Origin of the sequence: Pseudomonas fluorescens (assembly GCF_902497995.1) — a bacterium.
GTDB classification, from domain to species: domain Bacteria; phylum Pseudomonadota; class Gammaproteobacteria; order Pseudomonadales; family Pseudomonadaceae; genus Aquipseudomonas; species Aquipseudomonas fluorescens_BK.
Genome location: NZ_CABVII010000006.1, coordinates 18,899 through 36,723 on the forward strand (window position 1 = coordinate 18,899; position 17,825 = coordinate 36,723).

The window sequence follows — 17,825 nt, forward strand, 5'->3', positions numbered from 1 at the left end:
ACTGTGGGAGCGGGCTTGCCCGCGAAGACGGCCTTGAGGCTGAATACAGGTTACTGACTGACCACTGTGCCAGACGTTCAAGGCGAATGCGTGATGTCAGCCAAATCATCGACGACCAGCGCGCCGGTGTCCGAGGTCTCCAGCACCACATAAGCACTGCTGCAAAACAGCGAGTTCAGACGTTTCATGTCCGCGATCAGCTCCAGGTGCAGCGAACTGGTCTCGATACTCTGCACGATCTTGCGTTGCAATCGACTGACGTGAGCATGGGCCAGACGGCGCTCCTGTGCACGAAAGCGACGTTTCTCACGCAGCAACTGGCGGGCACTTTCCTTATCGGCACTGAGGAACACCGACAAACCGAGACGCAAGTTGGCTATCAACTGGTGGTGCAGCCCCGCCAACTCTTCCAGCCCGACCTCGGAAAAAGACCGGCGCTGCGAGGTTTTCTGCTGCTGGACCTTGCGCAACATGCGCTCGATCAGGTCGCTGGCGAGTTTGAGATTGATCGCCAGCTCGATGATTTCCGCCCAGCGCCGACTGTCCTGGTCACTGAGGTCTTCCCGGGGCATTTGCGCCAGATAGAGCTTGATGGCGCCGTAGAGCGACTCCACATCATCGGTCAGGCGACGCATTTCCTGGGTGACGGCGGTTTGCTTGCCGCGCAGCACGTCGAGCATGGCTTCAAGCATGTTGTCGATCAGATCGCCGATGCGCAGGGTTTCGCGGGCAGCGTTGGCCAGCGCCAGGCTGGGGGTGACCAACGCGGTCGGGTCAAGATGACGCGGTTTGGCGGTGCCGTTGACTTGCGGCCGCTCCGGCAGCACCCACGCACAGAACCTGGCCATCGGCCCGACACTGGGCAGCAGGATCAGACAGCGGGCAGTGTTGTAGAGCAGGTGGAAGCCGATGACCATTTCCTGAGAGCTGAAGTCCAAGCCATCCATCCAGTGCGCCAAGGGATCGAGTACCGGAATGATCAGCAGCAGTCCGATCAACTTGTACAGCAGGCTGCCCAACGCAACCTGACGGCCAGCCGCGTTCTGCATGCTGGTGCTGAGGAAGGCGAGGATGCCGCTGCCGATGTTGGCGCCGATCACCAGGCCGATGGCCACGGGCAGACTGATCACCCCGGCACCGGCCAGGGTCGCCGTCAGCAGGACGGCGGCCAGGCTGGAATAGGAAATCATTGCGAACAGCGCGCCCACCAGGGCATCGAGCAGGATGTCGCCGGTCAGCGAGGCGAAGATCACTTTCACACCCTGGGCCTGGGTGATCGGCGCGGCGGACTCGACGATCAGTTGCAGCGCCAGAATGATCAGCCCCAAACCGATACTGACGCGGCCCATCTGCCCCAGTCGCGTCTGTTTGCGGGACAGGAAGAAAATCACCCCGAGGAAGATCAGCAGCGGCGACAGCCACGACAGGTCCAGGGTCAGCACTCGCGCCATCAATGCGGTACCGACGTCGGCTCCGAGCATGGTCGCCAGGGCCGGGGTCAGCGCCATCAAGCCCTGACCGACAAAGGAGGTGACGAGCATGGCGGTGGCGTTGCTGCTCTGGACCATCGCCGTCACGACGATCCCCGAGATGAACGCCAGCCAGCGCTTGGACATGTTACGGCCAATCACATGGCGCAGGTTGGAACCGTAGACCCGCAGGATGCCGGTTCGGACGATGTGCGTGCCCCAGATCAACAAGGCCACGGCAGATAACAAATTGAGCAGGGTGAGCATGCAGGCCCCCTGTGGTGGTAGCGCCCCAATGGGGCAAGTTGACGGTGCCGCGCGTTTTTCTACGTTCTGTACTTAAGCTGTAGTTGGCTAACGGTCTGGGCGCCAGCATCGCATAGCTAAAGAAGTGATTGAAACAAAACTGTCATAAAAACAGTTTGATGCCATCACGCAAAACAAATGTGGGAGCGGGCTTGCTCGCGAAGGCGGAGTATCAGGCAACATTGATGTCGACTGATACTCCGCCTTCGCGAGCAAGCCCGCTCCCACAGGTTTTGCGTGTTCAGGAAAGCCCGGAGTTACTGACCCGGAACATCCTTGCGCAGTTTCACGGGATCCTGCTGTTTGCGCTTTCTCATCATCGCGGTGCGCATCTTGATGTTGATCGCCTCCACCGCCAGCGAGAACGCCATGGCGAAGTAGACGTAGCCTTTAGGCAGGTGCACATCCAGAGACTCGGCAATCAACACGGTACCGACCAGCAGCAGGAACGACAGCGCCAGCATTTTCAGCGAAGGGTGCTTGTCGATGAACTCGCTGATGGTGCGCGAGGCGACCATCATCACCAGCACCGCAACGACGATCGCTGCAACCATGACCGGTACGTGGGACACCATGCCCACCGCGGTGATCACGGAGTCCAGCGAGAACACGATGTCGATGATCGCGATCTGGATGATGGTGTAGAGGAAGTTGCCGCCCTTGCCCGAAGGTTCGTCGCCGCTTTCATCTTCGCCTTCCAGCGCGTGGTACATCTCCTGGGAGCTCTTCCACAACAGAAACAGACCACCGAAGAACAGGATCAGGTCACGCCCGGAGATTCCCTGGCCGAACACTTCGAACAGGTCGGCGGTGAGGCGCATGACCCAGGTGATCGACAGCAACAACAGAATCCGCGTGATCATGGCCAGGGCCAGGCCGAAAATCCGGGTGCGTTGCTGCATGTGTTTGGGCATGCGGCTGACCAGGATCGAAATCATGATGATGTTATCGATACCCAGGACGATTTCCAGGGCGGTCAGGGTAAAGAAGGCAACCCAGATTTCAGGGTTGGTCAGCCATTCCATGTGTATTCCTTTGAGCGAGTGTTAAACCAGGACGGGCCCGGACTTCAAAACCACGAAGCCGGACCCGCCTTGGTGAGTCTTGGGCTTATAGAGTGCTGAACAGCGGAAAAATCCCCATCAGCAATGCGGCGACCAGTATGCACAGGCAAACCAGCACTGCCCACTTCAAGGTGAACCGCTGATGATCACCGAAATCGATACCGGCCAGCGCCACCAACAGATAAGTCGATGGTACCAGCGGGCTCAACAAGTGGACGGGCTGACCGACGATCGAGGCACGTGCCATTTCCACCGCGGTAATTCCGTAGTGACTCGCGGCCTCGGCAAGCACCGGTAACACGCCGTAATAAAATGCGTCGTTGGACATGAAGAACGTGAACGGCATGCTCACCAACGCGGTGATTACGGCCAGGTACGGGCCAAGGAAGTCCGGGATTACCGCCAGCAGGCTTTTGGACATCGCGTCGACCATGCCGGTGCCCGAGAGGATACCGGTGAAGATGCCCGCGGCAAAGATCAACCCGACCACGGCCAGCACGCTACCAGCGTGGGCCGAGACGCGGTCCTTCTGCTGTTGCAGGCACGGGTAATTGACGATCATCGCGATACTGAAGGCCACCATGAACAACACGGGCAGCGGCAACAGGCCGGCGACCAGGGTGCACATCAGGCCCAGCGTCAGGGCGCCGTTGAACCAGATCAGCTTCGGACGGCGGGCATCCGGGAACTGGGAAACGCTGATTTCACTGTGGTCGATTTCATCGCCCACCAGGTGCAATTCACCCAGACGGGCACGTTCACGCTTACCGTAGAAGTAGGCAATCGCCAGGATCGCGACGACGCCGGCCAACATCGCGGGCACCATCGGCACAAAGATGTCGGACGGATCGACGTGCAGCGCACTGGCTGCACGAGCGGTCGGGCCACCCCATGGGGTCATGTTCATGACGCCGCCGGCGAGAATGATCAGACCGGCCATAATCCGCGGGCTCATACCGATGCGGCTGTAGAGCGGCAGCATGGCGGCCACGCAGATCATATAAGTGGTGGCGCCGTCACCATCGAGGGAAACCACGAGCGCCAGTACGGCGGTGCCGACCGACACTTTCAGCGGGTCGCCCTTGACCAGCTTGAGGATCTTGCGCACGGCCGGGTCGAACAGGCCGGAGTCGATCATCAGGGCAAAGTAGAGAATGGCGAACATCAGCATCACGCCGGTCGGCGCCAGCTTGGTGATGCCTTCGAGCATCATCGGGCCGATCTTCGGCGCGAACCCACCGAACAGGGCGAACAGAATCGGGATGATGATCAACGCGATCAGCGCGGACAGGCGCTTGGTCATGATCAGGAACATGAACGTGATGACCATGGCAAAGCCAAGGAAAGTCAGCATGGGAATACTCCAGGCGTGGCGCGGCTAGGGAATGGGCGAACCGGGTGGGGTCAGCGCAGAACGGGAAGCACGAGACGTACGGGTGGAGTGGCGGCGAAGCGGCGAGTAGCAAAGGACATCAGGATCACCATTGTTGTTGTTTAATGGGCTGTGCGAGCGATAAAACACTGGCATTGGCCAACCGGTCTGTTGCCGGTAGTGAGGCGATCCTAATCGCGCAAGCTTTCACCCAGCTTTCGCGGATGAAAGCATTGACCGGATGTGCAACCGGTCGTCGGAGCGGGGCAGGGCGGGAGACCGAGTCGAGGCCTTCGCGAGCAGGCCCCGGCCGAGCGCCATATCTGGACTGACAGCCGTCTACCGTGGCTGCATCTGGACGAGCACTTGCCGTCGGAGCCGGAAGAAACCCTCTGATCAAAAAATAGACAGGTCCAGCGGACGAATCGCGCCCATCCAGATCGCATGCTCAGTGTGGTCGAGCAGATCGTTGCCGGTGTCCGGGTGCAGAAACACTACCAACCCCTTGCGGTTGAGTGCCAACCACGGCAGTACGTCGCCAAGGTACTGCGGCTCGAAAGCCAACTGGCAACTCCAGTCCGGGTGCGGGCCGACCGGGCGTTCGTGGACTCGCCCCATCTTCAACGGGAATAACGTCGCCGCTTGCTCACACAACGTGCGCGCCTGTTCGATAGTGCTAGCGTTAAAATAGACATGGGCGTGGTAACCCTTGATCTGTTGCATCTGGAACCCTCTGAAAACCCGTTCGAACCCTCACCGATTCTTACAGGTCACACGCCATATACGTAGGAAACAAGGACCGTAGCCATGAAAAATGCCGAGACCCCCGTGGTGAAAGTGGTGCTTTATGGTGCCATGAGTAGTCTGGGCAGTGCGCTGATGGCTGAAATGCTGCGGCGCCAGCATGAAGTGATCGCCATTCTCGATGAACTGACAGCGCTCGCGCCGCGTCCGGGTTTACGCGCCAAGCCCGGGGATTTGTTCGATGCCGAACGCGTGAAGCAAAGCGTGGCCGGGAGTTCGGCGGTCATTTGCCTGTTGGATGCACCGGGTTTGCCGTTCAACAGCGAGCATGTGGAAAAAACCATCGTGCCGGGCCCCGTCGAACAAGTGCTGGCAGTGGATGCATTGATCGCCGGTATGCAGGCTGCCGGTATTGCCCGGCTGTTTCTGGTGGGCGATTTCGAGGTGCTGGATGATCCGGAGATCGAGGATCACCTGGAACGCCATGCCGCCGAAGAAATCCGCGAGGCGCTGCAAAGCAGTTCCTTGCGCTGGACGCTGGTCAATGCTCCACGGGGGGTGCCAGGGCTGACGATTGAACATTTCAGCCACGTCAGCACCAACATGGAACCCGGTCTGGCCGAACCGCTGGCCCGGTTGAACCGCGTAGCGGTCGGGATTGCCGATGAGCTGCACCTGAATTTGCATGTTGGTGAGCATGTGAATTTCATCGCAACTTCAGAACCCTGAAAGATCGCAGCCTTCGCCACCTTCTACCTTAAAATGCGAGCCCCCGTAGGAGCCAGGCTTGCCGGCGAAGGCGGCTTCAAGCCTTGCCGCGCCCATGAGGCCGCCTTCGCCGGCAAGCCTGGCTCCTACAGGGGGGGTGGCGTTTTCCACAATCCAGCGGTACTCGCAGGTGGTGCAGGAGCCGCAGGCTGCGATCTTTTCGCCTTCACACGGCAATCGAAGGTAAAGGCAGGCCATTGAGCGATTGCGCACTGCTTGCCTGCTCGGCCATCAACCAGTCCACGAATTGTTGAATCAACGGCCCACGCCGTTTGCGCTGTGGCAGGACCACGTAATAACCCAGCCTGGAAATCACCGTTTCAGCAATCGGCCGGCACAACAAGCCTTGCGCCAGCAAGTTATCCACAAGGTGCCGCCACCCGATCGCCACGCCTTGTCCGCCAATCGCCGCTTGAATCAACAAGGTGTAATTGTCGAAGCGCAATTGCCCCGGCGCTGGCGCCGACGAGATACCCAGCTCGCGAAATACGCCGCTCCAGTCGAACCAGTTGCTGCTGTTTTCTCCGCGCAGGTGCAGCAGAGGGAACTCCAGCAGCGTCTGAACCGGCAAGGGCAGGGGGCGATCCTTCAATAGCAGCGGACTGCACACGGGAAACACTTCCTCGCTGAACAGCCAATGGCTGTCACCCTGTTTGAATCGGCCATCTCCGAACAACACCGCCACATCGATATCGGTGCGCAGCATATTGAGGCTGCGTTCGCTGGTGACGAGGCTGACATCGACCTGAGGGTTGGCGGCGTGAAATCGATGCAGTCGTGGCATCAGCCAATAGGCGGCAAAGGCAAAATCGGTGGCTACCTGCAACACCTCATGTTGATGCTGCGCACTGATCGCACTCAATCCTGCGTCGATATTCTGCAAACCTGCCTGAACCTGCTGAAAAAGTATCGACCCGGCCTCGGTCAATTCGATGCCGCGATAGATCCGATCGAACAGCCGCGTCCCAAGCTGTTCTTCCAAACGTTTGATCTGTTGGCTGATAGCCGGCTGCGTAGTGCCGAGCTCCACCGCCGCGGCGGTGAAGCTATGCTGACGGGCTGCTGCTTCGAAGGCCCGCAGCAGATCCAGAGACAAATCACCAAGGGCGTCATACATAAGCTGTGCTTATCCTAGTCATTGCCGCGCATGGGCTTTACCACAAAGCAGGCGGACTCCATGCTCAATCGCAGCACTCTCGCATAAATATTCACTATGGAATGCCGCGATCACATGAAGCGCAAGAATATTCTTTTCATCATGGCCGATCAGATGGCCGCGCCAATGTTGCCGTTCTACGGCCCTTCGCCCATCAAATTGCCCAATCTGAGTCGCCTCGCCGCCGAAGGCGTGGTGTTCGATGCCGCTTATTGCAACAGTCCACTGTGCGCGCCGTCGCGATTTACCCTGGTCAGCGGTCAGTTGCCGAGCAAGATCGGCGCCTACGACAACGCGGCCGATTTTCCCGCCGATGTACCGACTTATGCACACTACTTGCGTCGCCTCGGTTACCGCACTGCCTTGTCCGGCAAGATGCACTTCTGCGGCCCCGATCAGTTGCACGGTTATGAAGAACGCCTGACCAGTGATATTTACCCCGCCGACTATGGCTGGTCGGTGAACTGGGATGAACCGGACGTGCGTCCGACCTGGTTCCACAACATGTCTTCGGTACTGCAAGCCGGGCCGTGCGTGCGCACCAATCAGCTGGATTTTGATGAAGAGGTCGTGTTCAAGGCCCAGCAATACCTGTTTGACCACATCCGTGAGGATGGCGATCAGCCGTTCTGCCTCACCGTTTCAATGACCCATCCGCATGATCCATACACCATCCCCAAGGCGTTTTGGGATATGTATGACGACGCCGACATCCCTTTACCGGAAACTCCAGCCCAGACCGAACTCGATCCGCATTCACAGCGCTTGCTCAAGGTTTACGACCTGTGGGACAAACCGCTGCCTGTGGATAAAATCCGCGACGCGCGCCGTGCATACTTCGGTGCTTGCAGCTATATCGACAGTAACGTCGGCAAACTCCTGCAAACCCTGGAAGATACTGGCCTGATCGATGACACCATCATTGTGTTCTCGGGCGACCACGGTGACATGCTCGGCGAACGTGGGCTCTGGTACAAAATGCACTGGTTCGAGATGGCTGCACGGGTACCGTTGCTGATCAGTGCACCTGGGCAATTCGGCGCTGGCCGGGTCAGCGCAGCGGTGTCCACCGCCGATCTGCTGCCGACCTTCGTCGAACTGGCCGGCGGCTCCCTGGAGCCAGGCTTGCCACTGGACGGTCGCTCTCTGGTTTCGCACCTGCAAGGGCAGGGCGGTCACGATGAAGTCTTTGGCGAATACATGGCTGAGGGCACCATCAGCCCGCTGATGATGATTCGCCGCGGCGCCTATAAATTTATCTACAGCGAAGACGACCCTTGCCTACTCTTCGACGTGCACAACGACCCGCGTGAACAGGAAGAACTCAGCCGGTCGCCGCAACATCTGCAGCTGTTCGAGGAATTCCTCGCTGAAGCGCGGGCCAAATGGAATATTCCGGCGATCCACCAACAGGTGCTCGCGAGCCAGCGTCGTCGGCGTTTTGTTGCCCAAGCGCTGACCATAGGCAAGCTCAAGAGCTGGGATCACCAGCCGCTGGTGGACGCCAGTCAGCAATACATGCGCAACCACATCGACCTTGATGATCTGGAGCGCAAAGCCCGTTATCCACAACCCTGCCAAAACCAATAACGTCAAGGGGAAGTCCATGCAAAGGTTATCCACAGTACTGACGGCAGGGCTTCTGGCTCTGGGCAGCGCATCGGCGTTCGCCGAGCAAAGCTGCGACACCGTGAAGATGGCCGACCCCGGCTGGAGCGACATTGCCGCGACCAACGCCATCACCGGTTTTCTGCTGGACGGCATGGGCTACAAGGCCAAGGTTGACACCCTGGCGGTGCCGATCACCTTTGGCGGACTCAAGGATGGCCAGGTGGACGTGTTTTTGGGTAACTGGATGCCAGCGCAGCAGGGCTTTTACGATAAGTTCGTGGCCACCGGCGATGTCACTCAATTGGCGAAAAACCTCGAAGGCACCGAATTCACGCTCGCCGTCCCGGATTACGTCTGGAACGCGGGTGTGCATGACTTTGCCGACCTGAACAAGTACGCCGACAAGTTCGACAAGAAGATCTATGGCATCGGCTCGGGTGCCCCGGCAAATATTTCCTTGCAGGAAATGATCAAGAAGAACGACTTCGACATGGGTCAGTGGAAACTGGTCGAGTCCAGTGAGCAGGCAATGCTGGCCGAAGTATCCCGAGCGGTGAAAAAACAGAAGTTCGTGACCTTCCTCGGCTGGACACCGCACCCGATGAACGTGCAATTGAAAATGCATTACCTGAAGGGCGGCGAGAAGTATTTCGGCGATACCGGTAGTGTCCATACCCTGACCCGCAAAGGTTATGCACAGGCCTGCCCGAACGTTGGCAAATTGCTCACCAACCTGAGTTTCACCCAGGAGATGGAGAACAGCATCATGGCCGAGGTGGTGAACAGGAAAATCAGCAATACCGATGCGGCCAAGGCCTGGATCAAGGCCAATCCGGCGGTGCTGGATAAATGGCTGGACGGGGTGAAGACCGTGGATGGCAAGGATGCGTTGCCGGCGGTCAAAGCCAAGCTGTAAGGTTCGACGACGCCATCGTCGGAACGCCGCCCGGAGCCGGCTTCGGGCGGCGTTCCGACGAATCGATTTTTGCCCTTGCGCCATGGCAACTGAAACACCACCCTGACGCTTTTTGCAGTTATCCACCGAGAGGACCCATGGCCTTCCCCAGCCGCCATTCACTCTTTCCCTTCCTTACCTGGCTGCCGCGGCAGACCCGTGCCAGCGTCGGCCGTGACTTGATCGTCGGCCTCAGCGGTGCAATTCTCGCCTTGCCGCAATCCATCGCCTACGCCCTGATTGCCGGCCTCCCACCGGAGTATGGCCTGTACGCCGCAATCATCCCGGTGCTGATCGCCTGTCTGTGGGGTTCGTCCTGGCATCTGATCTGCGGCCCTACGGCGGCCATCTCCATCGTCCTGTACGCCAGCGTCAGTCCTCTGGCCGTTCCCGCGTCAGAGGACTACGTCACCTTGATCCTGTTACTGACGCTGCTCGCCGGCATTTTCCAGTGGCTGCTGGGATTGCTGCGTTTTGGCGCCTTGGTGAATTTCGTCTCGCACTCGGTGGTGCTGGGCTTCACCCTCGGCGCGGCGGTGGTGATTGCCATCGGTCAAATGCCGAACCTGCTGGGGCTGGACTTGCCCAACCAGGCTACGGCGCTGGACAGCTTTTTGCTGGTGTTCAAGCATTTCGGCGAAGTGGATAAACCCTCACTGGTACTGGGATTGGCGACGGTAGGGGCAGGGGTGATTCTGAAACGGTTGCTGCCACGCTGGCCGACCTTATTGATCACCCTGATCCTGAGTGGGCTGCTGGTCTGGCTCTGGCCAGCGATGTTCGGTCACGTGAAGCTGGTCAGCGCGTTTGTCGGGCGTCTGCCACCCTTCAGCCCGTTGCCGCTGGATCTGGACTTGATCCTGCGCCTGCTGCCCAGCGCCGTAGCGGTCGGGATGCTCGGGCTGGTGACGAGTCTGTCGATTGCCCGTTCCTTGTCGGCCCGCTCGCAGCAACTGCTCGATGCCAATCAGGAAGTCCGCGCCCAGGGTTTATCGAACATGGTGGGTGCGTTCTTCTCCGGCTCGCTGTCGGCCGGCTCCTTCACCCGCTCGGGCCTGAGCTACGAAGCCGGCGCCTGCTCGCCGCTGGCCGGGGTTTTTTCGGCGTTATGGGTGGCGCTGTTTGCCATCTTCGGCGCGAACTTGATTGCGCACATCCCCATCCCGGCCATGGCCGGCAGTATTCTGTTGATTGCCTGGGGACTGGTGGACCATCGCGGGATCCGTGCGTTGTTGCGGGTCAGCCGCGCCGAGTTTCTGGTCATGGCGCTGACCTGCATCGCCACGCTGCTGCTGGAACTGCAGACGGCGATCTATGCCGGGGTGTTGGCTTCGCTGTTCTTCTACCTCAAACGTACTTCGCAACCGCGGGTGCAGCATTGGCGTGACGGGGATGAAGACATCCTGCGAGTCGGCGGATCGATCTTTTTCGGTGCCAGCCATTACCTGCAAGTGCGCTTGCAACGGCTGCACGGCGCACGCGTGGTGATCGAGGCGCAGCAGATCAACTTCATCGACTATTCAGGTGTGGAAATGCTGCACCAGGAAGCGCGGCGACTGTTGCAACAGGATCGCAGCCTGACCCTGCGCGGGGCGAGACCGCCGGTGGTGGAGGAGTTGAGAAAGCTGGAAGGTGCGGAGAAATGCCCGATCCGGTTTGAAGACTGAACACACCCCCCGCCCCTGTAGGAGCGAGGCTTGCCCGCGAAGAACGATAATGCGGTGTACCTGATGCATCGCGGCGTCCCATTCGCGGGCAAGCCTCGCTCCTACAGGTAATTACAGCGCCAGTTGGCGGCGGAGTTCAGCCAGCACTGGCGCGGTATCGGGCCGCACACCGCGCCACAGGAAGAACGCTTCCGCCGCTTGTTCGGCGAGCATCCCCAAGCCATCCATCGCCACTGCGGCGCCATGCTCGCCGGCCCAGCGGCAAAACGAAGTCGGCTCCTTGCCATACATCATGTCGTAGCAAACCGTCTTGCCCGGTTCGATAAGACTGCTGGCAATCGGTGGTACATCACCGCTCAGGCTCGCAGATGTCGCGTTGATGATCAGGTCCACCGGCTCCTGCAACCAATCGAAACCGCTGGCCGACACCGGTCCGAGGTCCGCGAACAACTCCGCCAGCAACTCGGCTTTTTCCACCGTGCGGTTGGCGATGATCACCGACGCGGGCTGTTCGGCCAGCAACGGCTCCAGCGCACCGCGCACCGCGCCGCCGGCACCCAGCAGCAGGATGCGTTTGCCCTTGAGGCTGAACCCGGCATTGACCGTCAGGTCCCGCACCAGTCCGGCGCCATCGGTGTTGTCGCCCAACAGACTGCCATCGGCAAGTTTGCTCAGGGTGTTCACCGCGCCGGCCCGTTGCGCCCGCTCCGTCAGACTGTTCGCCAGGCGGTAGGCGTCTTCCTTGAACGGCACTGTCACATTCGCCCCGCGACCTTCGCGGAAAAACGCCCGGGCGCAGCCGGAAAAGTCGTCGAGCGGCGCCAGCAAGATGCTGTAGTCGAGTTTTTGCGCGGTTTGCTCGGCAAACAGACGGTGGATCAGTGGCGACTTGCTGTGGCCAATCGGGTTACCAAATACGACGTAACGATCCATCAGGATTCCTCGTTCAGGCCTCGGCCAACCAATCGCGGTCTTGCAGAAAGTATTCGGTCAGGCGCGCTTCTTCGCTGCCCGGCTCGGCTTTCCAGTCATAAGCCCAGCGAACCTGTGGTGGCAGTGACATCAGGATCGACTCGGTGCGCCCGCCCGATTGCAGGCCGAAGAGCGTACCGCGGTCATAGACCAGGTTGAATTCGACGTAACGGCCACGCCGGAACTCCTGGAATTCGCGCTGTTTCGCGCTGAACGCATCGTTTTTGCGGCGCTGCACGATCGGCAGGTACGCGTCGATGAAGGCATCGCCAATGGCGCGCATGAAGGCAAAGGTGGTGTCGAAGTCCCACTCGTTCAGGTCATCGAAGAACAGACCACCGATGCCCCGTGGCTCGTGGCGATGCTTGATATGGAAGTAGCTGTCACACCAGGCCTTGTAGCGCGGATAAACGTCCGGACCGAACGGCGCACAAGCCTGCTCGGCGACGCGGTGCCAATGCACGCAGTCATCGATGTTGCCGTAATACGGGGTCAGGTCGAAGCCGCCACCGAACCACCAGACCGGCTCTTCACCTGCTTTTTCCGCGATGAAAAAGCGCACATTGGCGTGGGAAGTCGGCACATGCGGGTTGTGCGGGTGAATCACCAGCGACACGCCCAGGGCTTCGAAGCCACGGCCGGCCAGTTCTGGTCGATGGGCGCTGGCGGACGGTGGGAGACCGCTACCGAAGACGTGGGAAAAGTTTACGCCGCCTTTTTCGATGACCGTGCCGTTTTCGATGACCCGGGTGCGACCGCCGCCGCCGGCAGGCCGGGTCCAGGCATCTTCGACGAAATGCGCACCGCCGTCTTCAGCTTCCAGAGCAGCGCAAATGCGGTCTTGCAGGTCGAGCAGGTAGGCTTTTACGGCCTCGGTGCGGGTCGTCATGTCATCACCTTGAATCGGGCAAAGCTACGCGGCGCTCCATCGGAGCGGGGGCCGGCGCAAATGGGCGCGTAGCATAACATCGCAGGTGCACCTTCGCAGTTGACGAAGATCAAGCTTGGGAGTTCGATAGGGCGCTTGGCACTACAACTCTAGAAGCCAAACCCTAAGGAGAGTTCTGATGGCAAAGCGTATCCAGTTCCGCGCCCATGGCGGCCCCGAAGTGCTCGAGTATGTCGATTACCAACCCGCCGAGCCCGGTCCGCAGCAGGTCCGTGTGGCCAACAAGGCCGTTGGCCTGAACTTCATCGACACCTATTACCGCAGTGGTCTTTATCCGCCGCCGGCCCTGCCATCGGGCCTGGGCTCGGAAGGCGCGGGCGTGGTCGAGGCAGTGGGCAGCGAAGTCACCCGTTTCAAAGTCGGTGATCGCGTGGCTTACGGGAGCGGCCCGCTGGGGGCCTACAGCGACGTTCATGTATTGCCGCAAGCCAATCTGGTGCATCTGCCGGACGCGATCAGCTTTGAACAGGCCGCAGGGGTGATGCTCAAGGGTCTGACCGTGCAATACCTGCTGCGTCAGACGTATGAACTCAAGGCTGGCGAAACCATTCTGTTCCACGCTGCGGCCGGTGGTGTCGGTTCGCTGGCCTGCCAATGGGCCAAGGCCTTGGGTGTGAAGTTGATCGGCACGGTCAGCTCACCGGAGAAAGCCGCATTGGCCAAGGCCAACGGTGCCTGGGCCACTATCGATTACAGCCACGAAAACGTCGCACAGCGCGTACTCGAACTGACTGACGGCAAAAAAGTCCCGGTGGTGTACGACGGCGTCGGCAAGGACACTTGGCTGACCTCGCTCGACAGCGTTTCTCCACGTGGCCTGGTGGTGAGTTTTGGCAATGCGTCAGGCGCGGTAGACGGGGTGAACCTGGGGATTTTGTCGGCGAAGGGCTCGCTGTACGTGACCCGGCCTACCTTGGCGACCTACGCCAACAATGCGGAAAACCTGCAGCGTATGGCGGATGAACTGTTTGAGATGATCATCAGCGGGAAGCTGAAGGTGGACATCAGCCAGAAGTATCCATTGGCGGAAGCGGCGAAGGCGCAGACCGAGTTGTCGGCGCGGCGTACCACAGGTTCAACAGTACTGTTGCCCTAGGATTTTTGGCGTCTGCATTGGCCCCTTCGCGAGCAAGCCCGCTCCCACATTTGATCGTTGTCGTACACAAAATCTGTGTTCACTGAAGATCTGATGTGGGAGCGGGCTTGCTCGCGAATGGCCGCGCACGGTCTCAATCCGGGCGGATTACGTTGCCGGTCGCCACGTCTCGGATAACGCTCGGATTCTTGCGCCCCCCGAGGTTGCCGCCCATCACCAAATCCAACTGTCCACGAAAATACTGCTCCACGCGAATCCGCGAGCGCGCCGCCGGCCGTCCCTGAGGGTTGGCTGAAGTCGATACCAACGGCCCCACCAACGCGCACAAATCCCGCACCTGCGGATGATCGCTCACCCGCAGCGCCACAGTCTCGTGCACGCCAGTGATCCACTGTGGCAACAAATTCTGGTGCGGCACCAGCCAGGTATTCGGCCCCGGCCAGGTGCTGGCCATGCGGTCCATCCACAGTTCAGGGAAATCTTCGAAGAGGAAGTCGAACTGGCGGATATTGTCGGCGACCAGAATCAGGCCTTTTTCCACAGACCGTCCCTTGATCAGCAGCAGACGATCCACCGCTTCTTCGTCCCAAGGGTCGCAACCCAGGCCCCAGACCGCTTCGGTTGGGTAGGCAATCACCGCGCCTGCGCGAATGGCTCGTGCGGCTTGTTGCACACGCCAACTGTTGACCATGAAAAACTCTCCGGAATAAGGCTCTGCGCAGTTTACCTTTCTTCCTCGTAAAACCTAGCTCACCCGCGCAAACCAGCGCCCGCTTTCGCAAACCGCACGGCCATCCATTTCCAGTTCCGTCAGCGCGACCAGAACTTTCGGCAAGGCCCAGCCGCTGGCGTCTGCCAGCGCCTCACTGGTATGGGGCGCCGCGTGGAGCAGCATAAGCAGTGGATGGATTGCAGCAGTCGACGGTGCATCGATGGATAACGGCAACCGTTGCCAGCCGCGCAAGGCTTCGAGGATATGCTCGATGGTTTCCACCAACACCGCCCCGTCGCGGATCAATTGATGACAACCGCGGGCGCCGGGATGATGAATCGATCCGGGAATCGCATAAACCTCTCGACCTTGCTCTGCCGCCAGCCTCGCGGTGATCAGCGAACCGCTGGCGACACTCGCCTCGACCACCAGTACCCCGAGTGACAAACCGCTGATGATCCGGTTGCGCCGCGGAAAGTTGCTGGCCCTAGGGCCGGCATCCAGCGGGAACTCCGAAAGCACCGCGCTGCCCGAGGCAATCATGGCCTCGGCCAGTCGTCGATTGCGCTGTGGATAAAACTTTTCAAGTCCCGTGCCAAGTACCCCCACCGTTCGCCCGCCCACATCCAACGCTGCCTGGTGCGCAGCGGCATCGATGCCGAGGGCCAAGCCGCTGGTGATGACAAAACCGGCGCTCGCCAAGCTTCGGGAAAACGCGGCGTCGGTGTCCATGCCCGGCCGGGAAGCACGACGGCTGCCGACCATCGCCAGCTGCGGTTTTTCCAGAATATCCGGATCGCCCGCCACGAATAACAGCGGCGGCGCATCGCTGATTTCAGCGAGCAACGCCGGATAGTCGGGCTGGTCCCACATCAGTAAATGCTGGCCCGGATGCTCTAGCCAGGCCAATGCGTGGCTGGCACCGTCGCGAATTTCACTGACGCGCCTGGCCTCCGAGCAAGCAAGGGGCAGGCCCAGTGCACGCCAGGCACTCGCCGGCGCGCTGATGGCTTTAGACGCCGAACCGAACGCCTCAAGCAATTTCTTGAAGCGGGCAGGACCGAGTTCCGGCAAACGGTGCAGACGTAAACGAGCTTCCAGTTCCGCAGGGGAAACCGGTGAAACACCAGGTAGCGACATGGATCATCCTTGATCGTTATGAGCCCCGTTAAAACGGGAACAAGCTGTGGATAACTCTGTTGGTAACTTGTGGAGCCTGCTTACGGATTTCGCACCTTGTCCATCACCGCCAACGAGCGGGAAGCGCTGAGCACCAGACCGTAGCTGAGCTTGTCGTAGGTGCGGAACACCATCAGCAGACCCGCACGCTCATCAGGAATCTTCAGCGGTTGACCGGTGATCCGGTCCCGTACCGTTTCGCCGGTTTTCATCACCACCAGCACGTTGCCTTCGGCGAGGCCGTCGCGTTGGCCCTTGTTCAGCGTGACCACATCCAGGGCGCCGATCTGGGTAACCCCGCGCGGCACGTCGATGATCAAGCCGTTGATTTCGGTTTTAGGGGGACCGGGCATGAAGGTCGAGTTGATGGATCGCTCCTCGCTGCTGAACAAGCGATCGCCGAGACGCACTTCCTGCGTAGTGCGTTGCAGTGCCAGGGTAGCGACCTCGCCTTCGGTGGCCACAATCTCGCCACCGCCGATATCGTCGGCATTGATACCGAGGAACTCCTTGGTCTCAGGGTCGGTGTAGACCTTGCCCTGGCGGAAGATGCCATAGACCGGCTGATCCGGGTCGAAGTGGCCGCGGGCGAAGATGCGATCACCGGTGCCACTGAGCACCCGCTCGGCATCGCCTGCGACGATATACGGCGCCTTGTCGAAGTCCTCGACCTTGTCGACGATGCGGTTGCTCAGCAGAAAGCTGTTGATCGACTGCAGAGGAATGCTCGGGATGGCCTCGGCCACGGGGCTGCTGCGGATGCGGGGCGAGAGCTTGATGGTGCCCCTGGAAGCGCCGCGCTTGAGGGTCAGCCGCGGCTGACCGTTGACGTAGACCAGCGACAGCGTATCGCCGGGGTAGATAAGATTGGGGTTCTCGATTTGCGGATTGGCTTGCCAGAGCTCGGGCCACTTCCACGGCTCACGCAGGTATTTTCCCGATATGTCCCAGAGTGTGTCCCCCGTGACCACCGTGTATTGCTGTGGAAAACCTTCCCTTAGCTGCACTTGCCCGTGCGCAAAACCGGCCGAGGCCAGAAGGAGCAGGGCGAGTAGTGATTTCCTCATGCAGTGAATCCCTTTATTATGTGCGTTCGCGTGAAACGCCAGAGCCCTCGTGGCTCGCTCCTGCTCACTCCTGAAAAGAAGGGGGCTACTCTGAAAAGAAAGGAGCTACGTTTCACAACGGTAGCCGGCATCTTCGGACCCGCCAGGCCATCGACCCGACTTTACCTCACATGTGCAGCAATTAAGCTTATGGCCATTTTAGACATCCTCGAATTTCCCGATTCGCGCCTGCGCACTATCGCCAAACCTGTGGCCGTAGTGGACGACGAAGTGCGTCGGTTGGTCGACGATATGTTTGAAACAATGTATGAAGCGCCAGGCATCGGCCTCGCCGCGACCCAGGTCAACGTGCACAAACGTATCGTCGTGATGGACCTCTCCGAAGACCGCAGCGAACCCCGGGTGTTCATCAACCCCGAGTTCGAACCCCTGACCGACGAGATGGAGCAATACCAGGAAGGCTGCCTTTCGGTGCCGGGCTTCTACGAAAACGTCGATCGCCCGCAGAAGGTCAAGGTCAAGGCCCTGGACCGCGACGGCCAGCCATACGAACTGATCGCCGAAGGCCTGCTCGCCGTGTGCATCCAGCACGAATGCGACCACCTTAACGGCAAATTGTTCGTCGACTACCTGTCCAGTCTCAAACGCGACCGAATCAAGAAGAAACTGGAAAAGCTCCATCGCCAGAACGCTTGATGCCCTTCTTTCAAAGGCTTGCTGCGGCAAGCCTTTTTCTTT

General features: G+C 59.9%; 16 protein-coding genes and 1 pseudogene. 7 read left to right on the forward strand and 10 right to left on the reverse strand.

What is annotated here, in order from left to right; all coding sequences use genetic code 11:
* Window positions 1-77 precede the first annotated feature (77 nt).
* The 3 genes from F8N80_RS08760 to F8N80_RS08775 form a co-directional block, all read right to left on the reverse strand.
* Window positions 78-1,736 carry a Na/Pi cotransporter family protein gene (locus tag F8N80_RS08760; protein WP_150746277.1) on the reverse strand — a complete coding sequence of 553 codons (1,659 nt, stop codon included), beginning with the start codon at window positions 1,734-1,736 and terminating at the stop codon, window positions 78-80.
* A gap of 296 nt (window positions 1,737-2,032) precedes the next feature.
* Entirely contained in the window at window positions 2,033-2,800 is a 768-nt protein-coding gene (locus F8N80_RS08770) for a TerC family protein (protein WP_150746275.1), read from the reverse strand.
* A gap of 85 nt (window positions 2,801-2,885) precedes the next feature.
* The gene (locus tag F8N80_RS08775) at window positions 2,886-4,193 is read right to left on the reverse strand and encodes a CitMHS family transporter (protein ID WP_150746274.1); all 1,308 of its coding nucleotides are present in this window, start codon (window positions 4,191-4,193) and stop codon (window positions 2,886-2,888) included.
* Between the two features lie 315 nt (window positions 4,194-4,508).
* On the opposite strand from F8N80_RS08775, the pseudogene F8N80_RS31485 reads away from it, so the two are divergent.
* Window positions 4,509-4,607 (forward strand): annotated as a pseudogene (locus F8N80_RS31485) (GFA family protein); the annotation flags it as partial.
* On the opposite strand, the gene F8N80_RS08785 reads toward F8N80_RS31485, so the two are convergent.
* Window positions 4,608-4,934, reverse strand: coding sequence for a DOPA 4,5-dioxygenase family protein (locus F8N80_RS08785; RefSeq protein WP_150746273.1), 327 nt, complete (start codon window positions 4,932-4,934; stop codon window positions 4,608-4,610).
* Between the two features lie 84 nt (window positions 4,935-5,018).
* Between F8N80_RS08785 and F8N80_RS08790 the strand changes: the two genes are divergently transcribed.
* Window positions 5,019-5,684, forward strand: coding sequence for an NAD(P)-dependent oxidoreductase (locus F8N80_RS08790; RefSeq protein WP_150746272.1), 666 nt, complete (start codon window positions 5,019-5,021; stop codon window positions 5,682-5,684).
* Between the two features lie 205 nt (window positions 5,685-5,889).
* Here the strand turns inward: F8N80_RS08790 and F8N80_RS08795 are convergent, their stop codons facing one another.
* The gene (locus F8N80_RS08795) at window positions 5,890-6,840 is read right to left on the reverse strand and encodes a choline sulfate utilization transcriptional regulator (protein ID WP_150746271.1); all 951 of its coding nucleotides are present in this window, start codon (window positions 6,838-6,840) and stop codon (window positions 5,890-5,892) included.
* Window positions 6,841-6,954: 114 nt separating this feature from the next.
* Here F8N80_RS08795 and betC point away from each other — a divergent pair, with 114 nt between their 5' ends.
* The 3 genes from betC to F8N80_RS08810 all read left to right on the forward strand — a co-directional run bounded on the left by betC (window position 6,955) and on the right by F8N80_RS08810 (window position 11,112).
* The gene (gene betC, locus F8N80_RS08800; RefSeq protein ID WP_150783701.1) at window positions 6,955-8,469 is read left to right on the forward strand and encodes a choline-sulfatase; all 1,515 of its coding nucleotides are present in this window, start codon (window positions 6,955-6,957) and stop codon (window positions 8,467-8,469) included.
* A 16-nt stretch (window positions 8,470-8,485) separates the two neighbouring features.
* Entirely contained in the window at window positions 8,486-9,406 is a 921-nt protein-coding gene (choX, locus tag F8N80_RS08805) for a choline ABC transporter substrate-binding protein (RefSeq protein ID WP_150783702.1), read from the forward strand.
* 137 nt (window positions 9,407-9,543) lie between these two features.
* On the forward strand, window positions 9,544-11,112 hold the full coding sequence (locus F8N80_RS08810) for a SulP family inorganic anion transporter (RefSeq protein ID WP_150746268.1): 1,569 nt from the start codon (window positions 9,544-9,546) through the stop codon (window positions 11,110-11,112).
* Window positions 11,113-11,223: 111 nt separating this feature from the next.
* Here F8N80_RS08810 and aroE read toward each other — a convergent pair whose 3' ends face one another.
* Window positions 11,224-12,045: a shikimate dehydrogenase gene (gene aroE, locus F8N80_RS08815; protein ID WP_150746267.1), complete on the reverse strand. Its 822-nt coding sequence runs from the start codon at window positions 12,043-12,045 to the stop codon at window positions 11,224-11,226.
* A gap of 13 nt (window positions 12,046-12,058) precedes the next feature.
* Window positions 12,059-12,973 (reverse strand): oxygen-dependent coproporphyrinogen oxidase, encoded by a 915-nt coding sequence (hemF, locus tag F8N80_RS08820; RefSeq protein ID WP_150746266.1) that lies wholly within the window; start codon window positions 12,971-12,973, stop codon window positions 12,059-12,061.
* Between the two features lie 178 nt (window positions 12,974-13,151).
* Between hemF and F8N80_RS08825 the strand changes: the two genes are divergently transcribed.
* The gene (locus F8N80_RS08825; protein ID WP_150783703.1) at window positions 13,152-14,129 is read left to right on the forward strand and encodes an NADPH:quinone reductase; all 978 of its coding nucleotides are present in this window, start codon (window positions 13,152-13,154) and stop codon (window positions 14,127-14,129) included.
* A 133-nt stretch (window positions 14,130-14,262) separates the two neighbouring features.
* On the opposite strand, the gene F8N80_RS08830 is transcribed toward F8N80_RS08825, so the two are convergent.
* The 3 genes from F8N80_RS08830 to F8N80_RS08840 form a co-directional block, all read right to left on the reverse strand.
* Window positions 14,263-14,820 carry an L-threonylcarbamoyladenylate synthase gene (locus F8N80_RS08830; protein ID WP_150746264.1) on the reverse strand — a complete coding sequence of 186 codons (558 nt, stop codon included), beginning with the start codon at window positions 14,818-14,820 and terminating at the stop codon, window positions 14,263-14,265.
* 54 nt (window positions 14,821-14,874) lie between these two features.
* Window positions 14,875-15,981: a DNA-processing protein DprA gene (dprA, locus tag F8N80_RS08835; RefSeq protein WP_150783704.1), complete on the reverse strand. Its 1,107-nt coding sequence runs from the start codon at window positions 15,979-15,981 to the stop codon at window positions 14,875-14,877.
* A gap of 80 nt (window positions 15,982-16,061) precedes the next feature.
* Complete coding sequence (locus F8N80_RS08840; protein ID WP_150746262.1) at window positions 16,062-17,087, reverse strand: LysM peptidoglycan-binding domain-containing protein; 1,026 nt, start codon at window positions 17,085-17,087, stop codon at window positions 16,062-16,064.
* 189 nt (window positions 17,088-17,276) lie between these two features.
* Between F8N80_RS08840 and def the strand changes: the two genes are divergently transcribed.
* On the forward strand, window positions 17,277-17,783 hold the full coding sequence (gene def / locus F8N80_RS08845) for a peptide deformylase (RefSeq protein ID WP_150746261.1): 507 nt from the start codon (window positions 17,277-17,279) through the stop codon (window positions 17,781-17,783).
* The last annotated feature ends 42 nt before the right edge of the window (window positions 17,784-17,825 follow it).

Coding starts and splice junctions, on each gene's coding strand:
- F8N80_RS08795 (WP_150746271.1), bottom strand. CDS start 6,840: ATGTATGACGCCCTTGGTGATTTGTCTCTGGATCTGCTGCGGGCCTTC.
- F8N80_RS08760 (WP_150746277.1), bottom strand. CDS start 1,736: ATGCTCACCCTGCTCAATTTGTTATCTGCCGTGGCCTTGTTGATCTGG.
- F8N80_RS08775 (WP_150746274.1), bottom strand. CDS start 4,193: ATGCTGACTTTCCTTGGCTTTGCCATGGTCATCACGTTCATGTTCCTG.
- aroE (WP_150746267.1), bottom strand. CDS start 12,045: ATGGATCGTTACGTCGTATTTGGTAACCCGATTGGCCACAGCAAGTCG.
- F8N80_RS08830 (WP_150746264.1), bottom strand. CDS start 14,820: ATGGTCAACAGTTGGCGTGTGCAACAAGCCGCACGAGCCATTCGCGCA.
- F8N80_RS08785 (WP_150746273.1), bottom strand. CDS start 4,934: ATGCAACAGATCAAGGGTTACCACGCCCATGTCTATTTTAACGCTAGC.
- F8N80_RS08840 (WP_150746262.1), bottom strand. CDS start 17,087: ATGAGGAAATCACTACTCGCCCTGCTCCTTCTGGCCTCGGCCGGTTTT.
- F8N80_RS08810 (WP_150746268.1), top strand. CDS start 9,544: ATGGCCTTCCCCAGCCGCCATTCACTCTTTCCCTTCCTTACCTGGCTG.
- F8N80_RS08790 (WP_150746272.1), top strand. CDS start 5,019: ATGAAAAATGCCGAGACCCCCGTGGTGAAAGTGGTGCTTTATGGTGCC.
- choX (WP_150783702.1), top strand. CDS start 8,486: ATGCAAAGGTTATCCACAGTACTGACGGCAGGGCTTCTGGCTCTGGGC.
- def (WP_150746261.1), top strand. CDS start 17,277: ATGGCCATTTTAGACATCCTCGAATTTCCCGATTCGCGCCTGCGCACT.
- betC (WP_150783701.1), top strand. CDS start 6,955: ATGAAGCGCAAGAATATTCTTTTCATCATGGCCGATCAGATGGCCGCG.
- F8N80_RS08825 (WP_150783703.1), top strand. CDS start 13,152: ATGGCAAAGCGTATCCAGTTCCGCGCCCATGGCGGCCCCGAAGTGCTC.
- F8N80_RS08770 (WP_150746275.1), bottom strand. CDS start 2,800: ATGGAATGGCTGACCAACCCTGAAATCTGGGTTGCCTTCTTTACCCTG.
- hemF (WP_150746266.1), bottom strand. CDS start 12,973: ATGACGACCCGCACCGAGGCCGTAAAAGCCTACCTGCTCGACCTGCAA.
- dprA (WP_150783704.1), bottom strand. CDS start 15,981: ATGTCGCTACCTGGTGTTTCACCGGTTTCCCCTGCGGAACTGGAAGCT.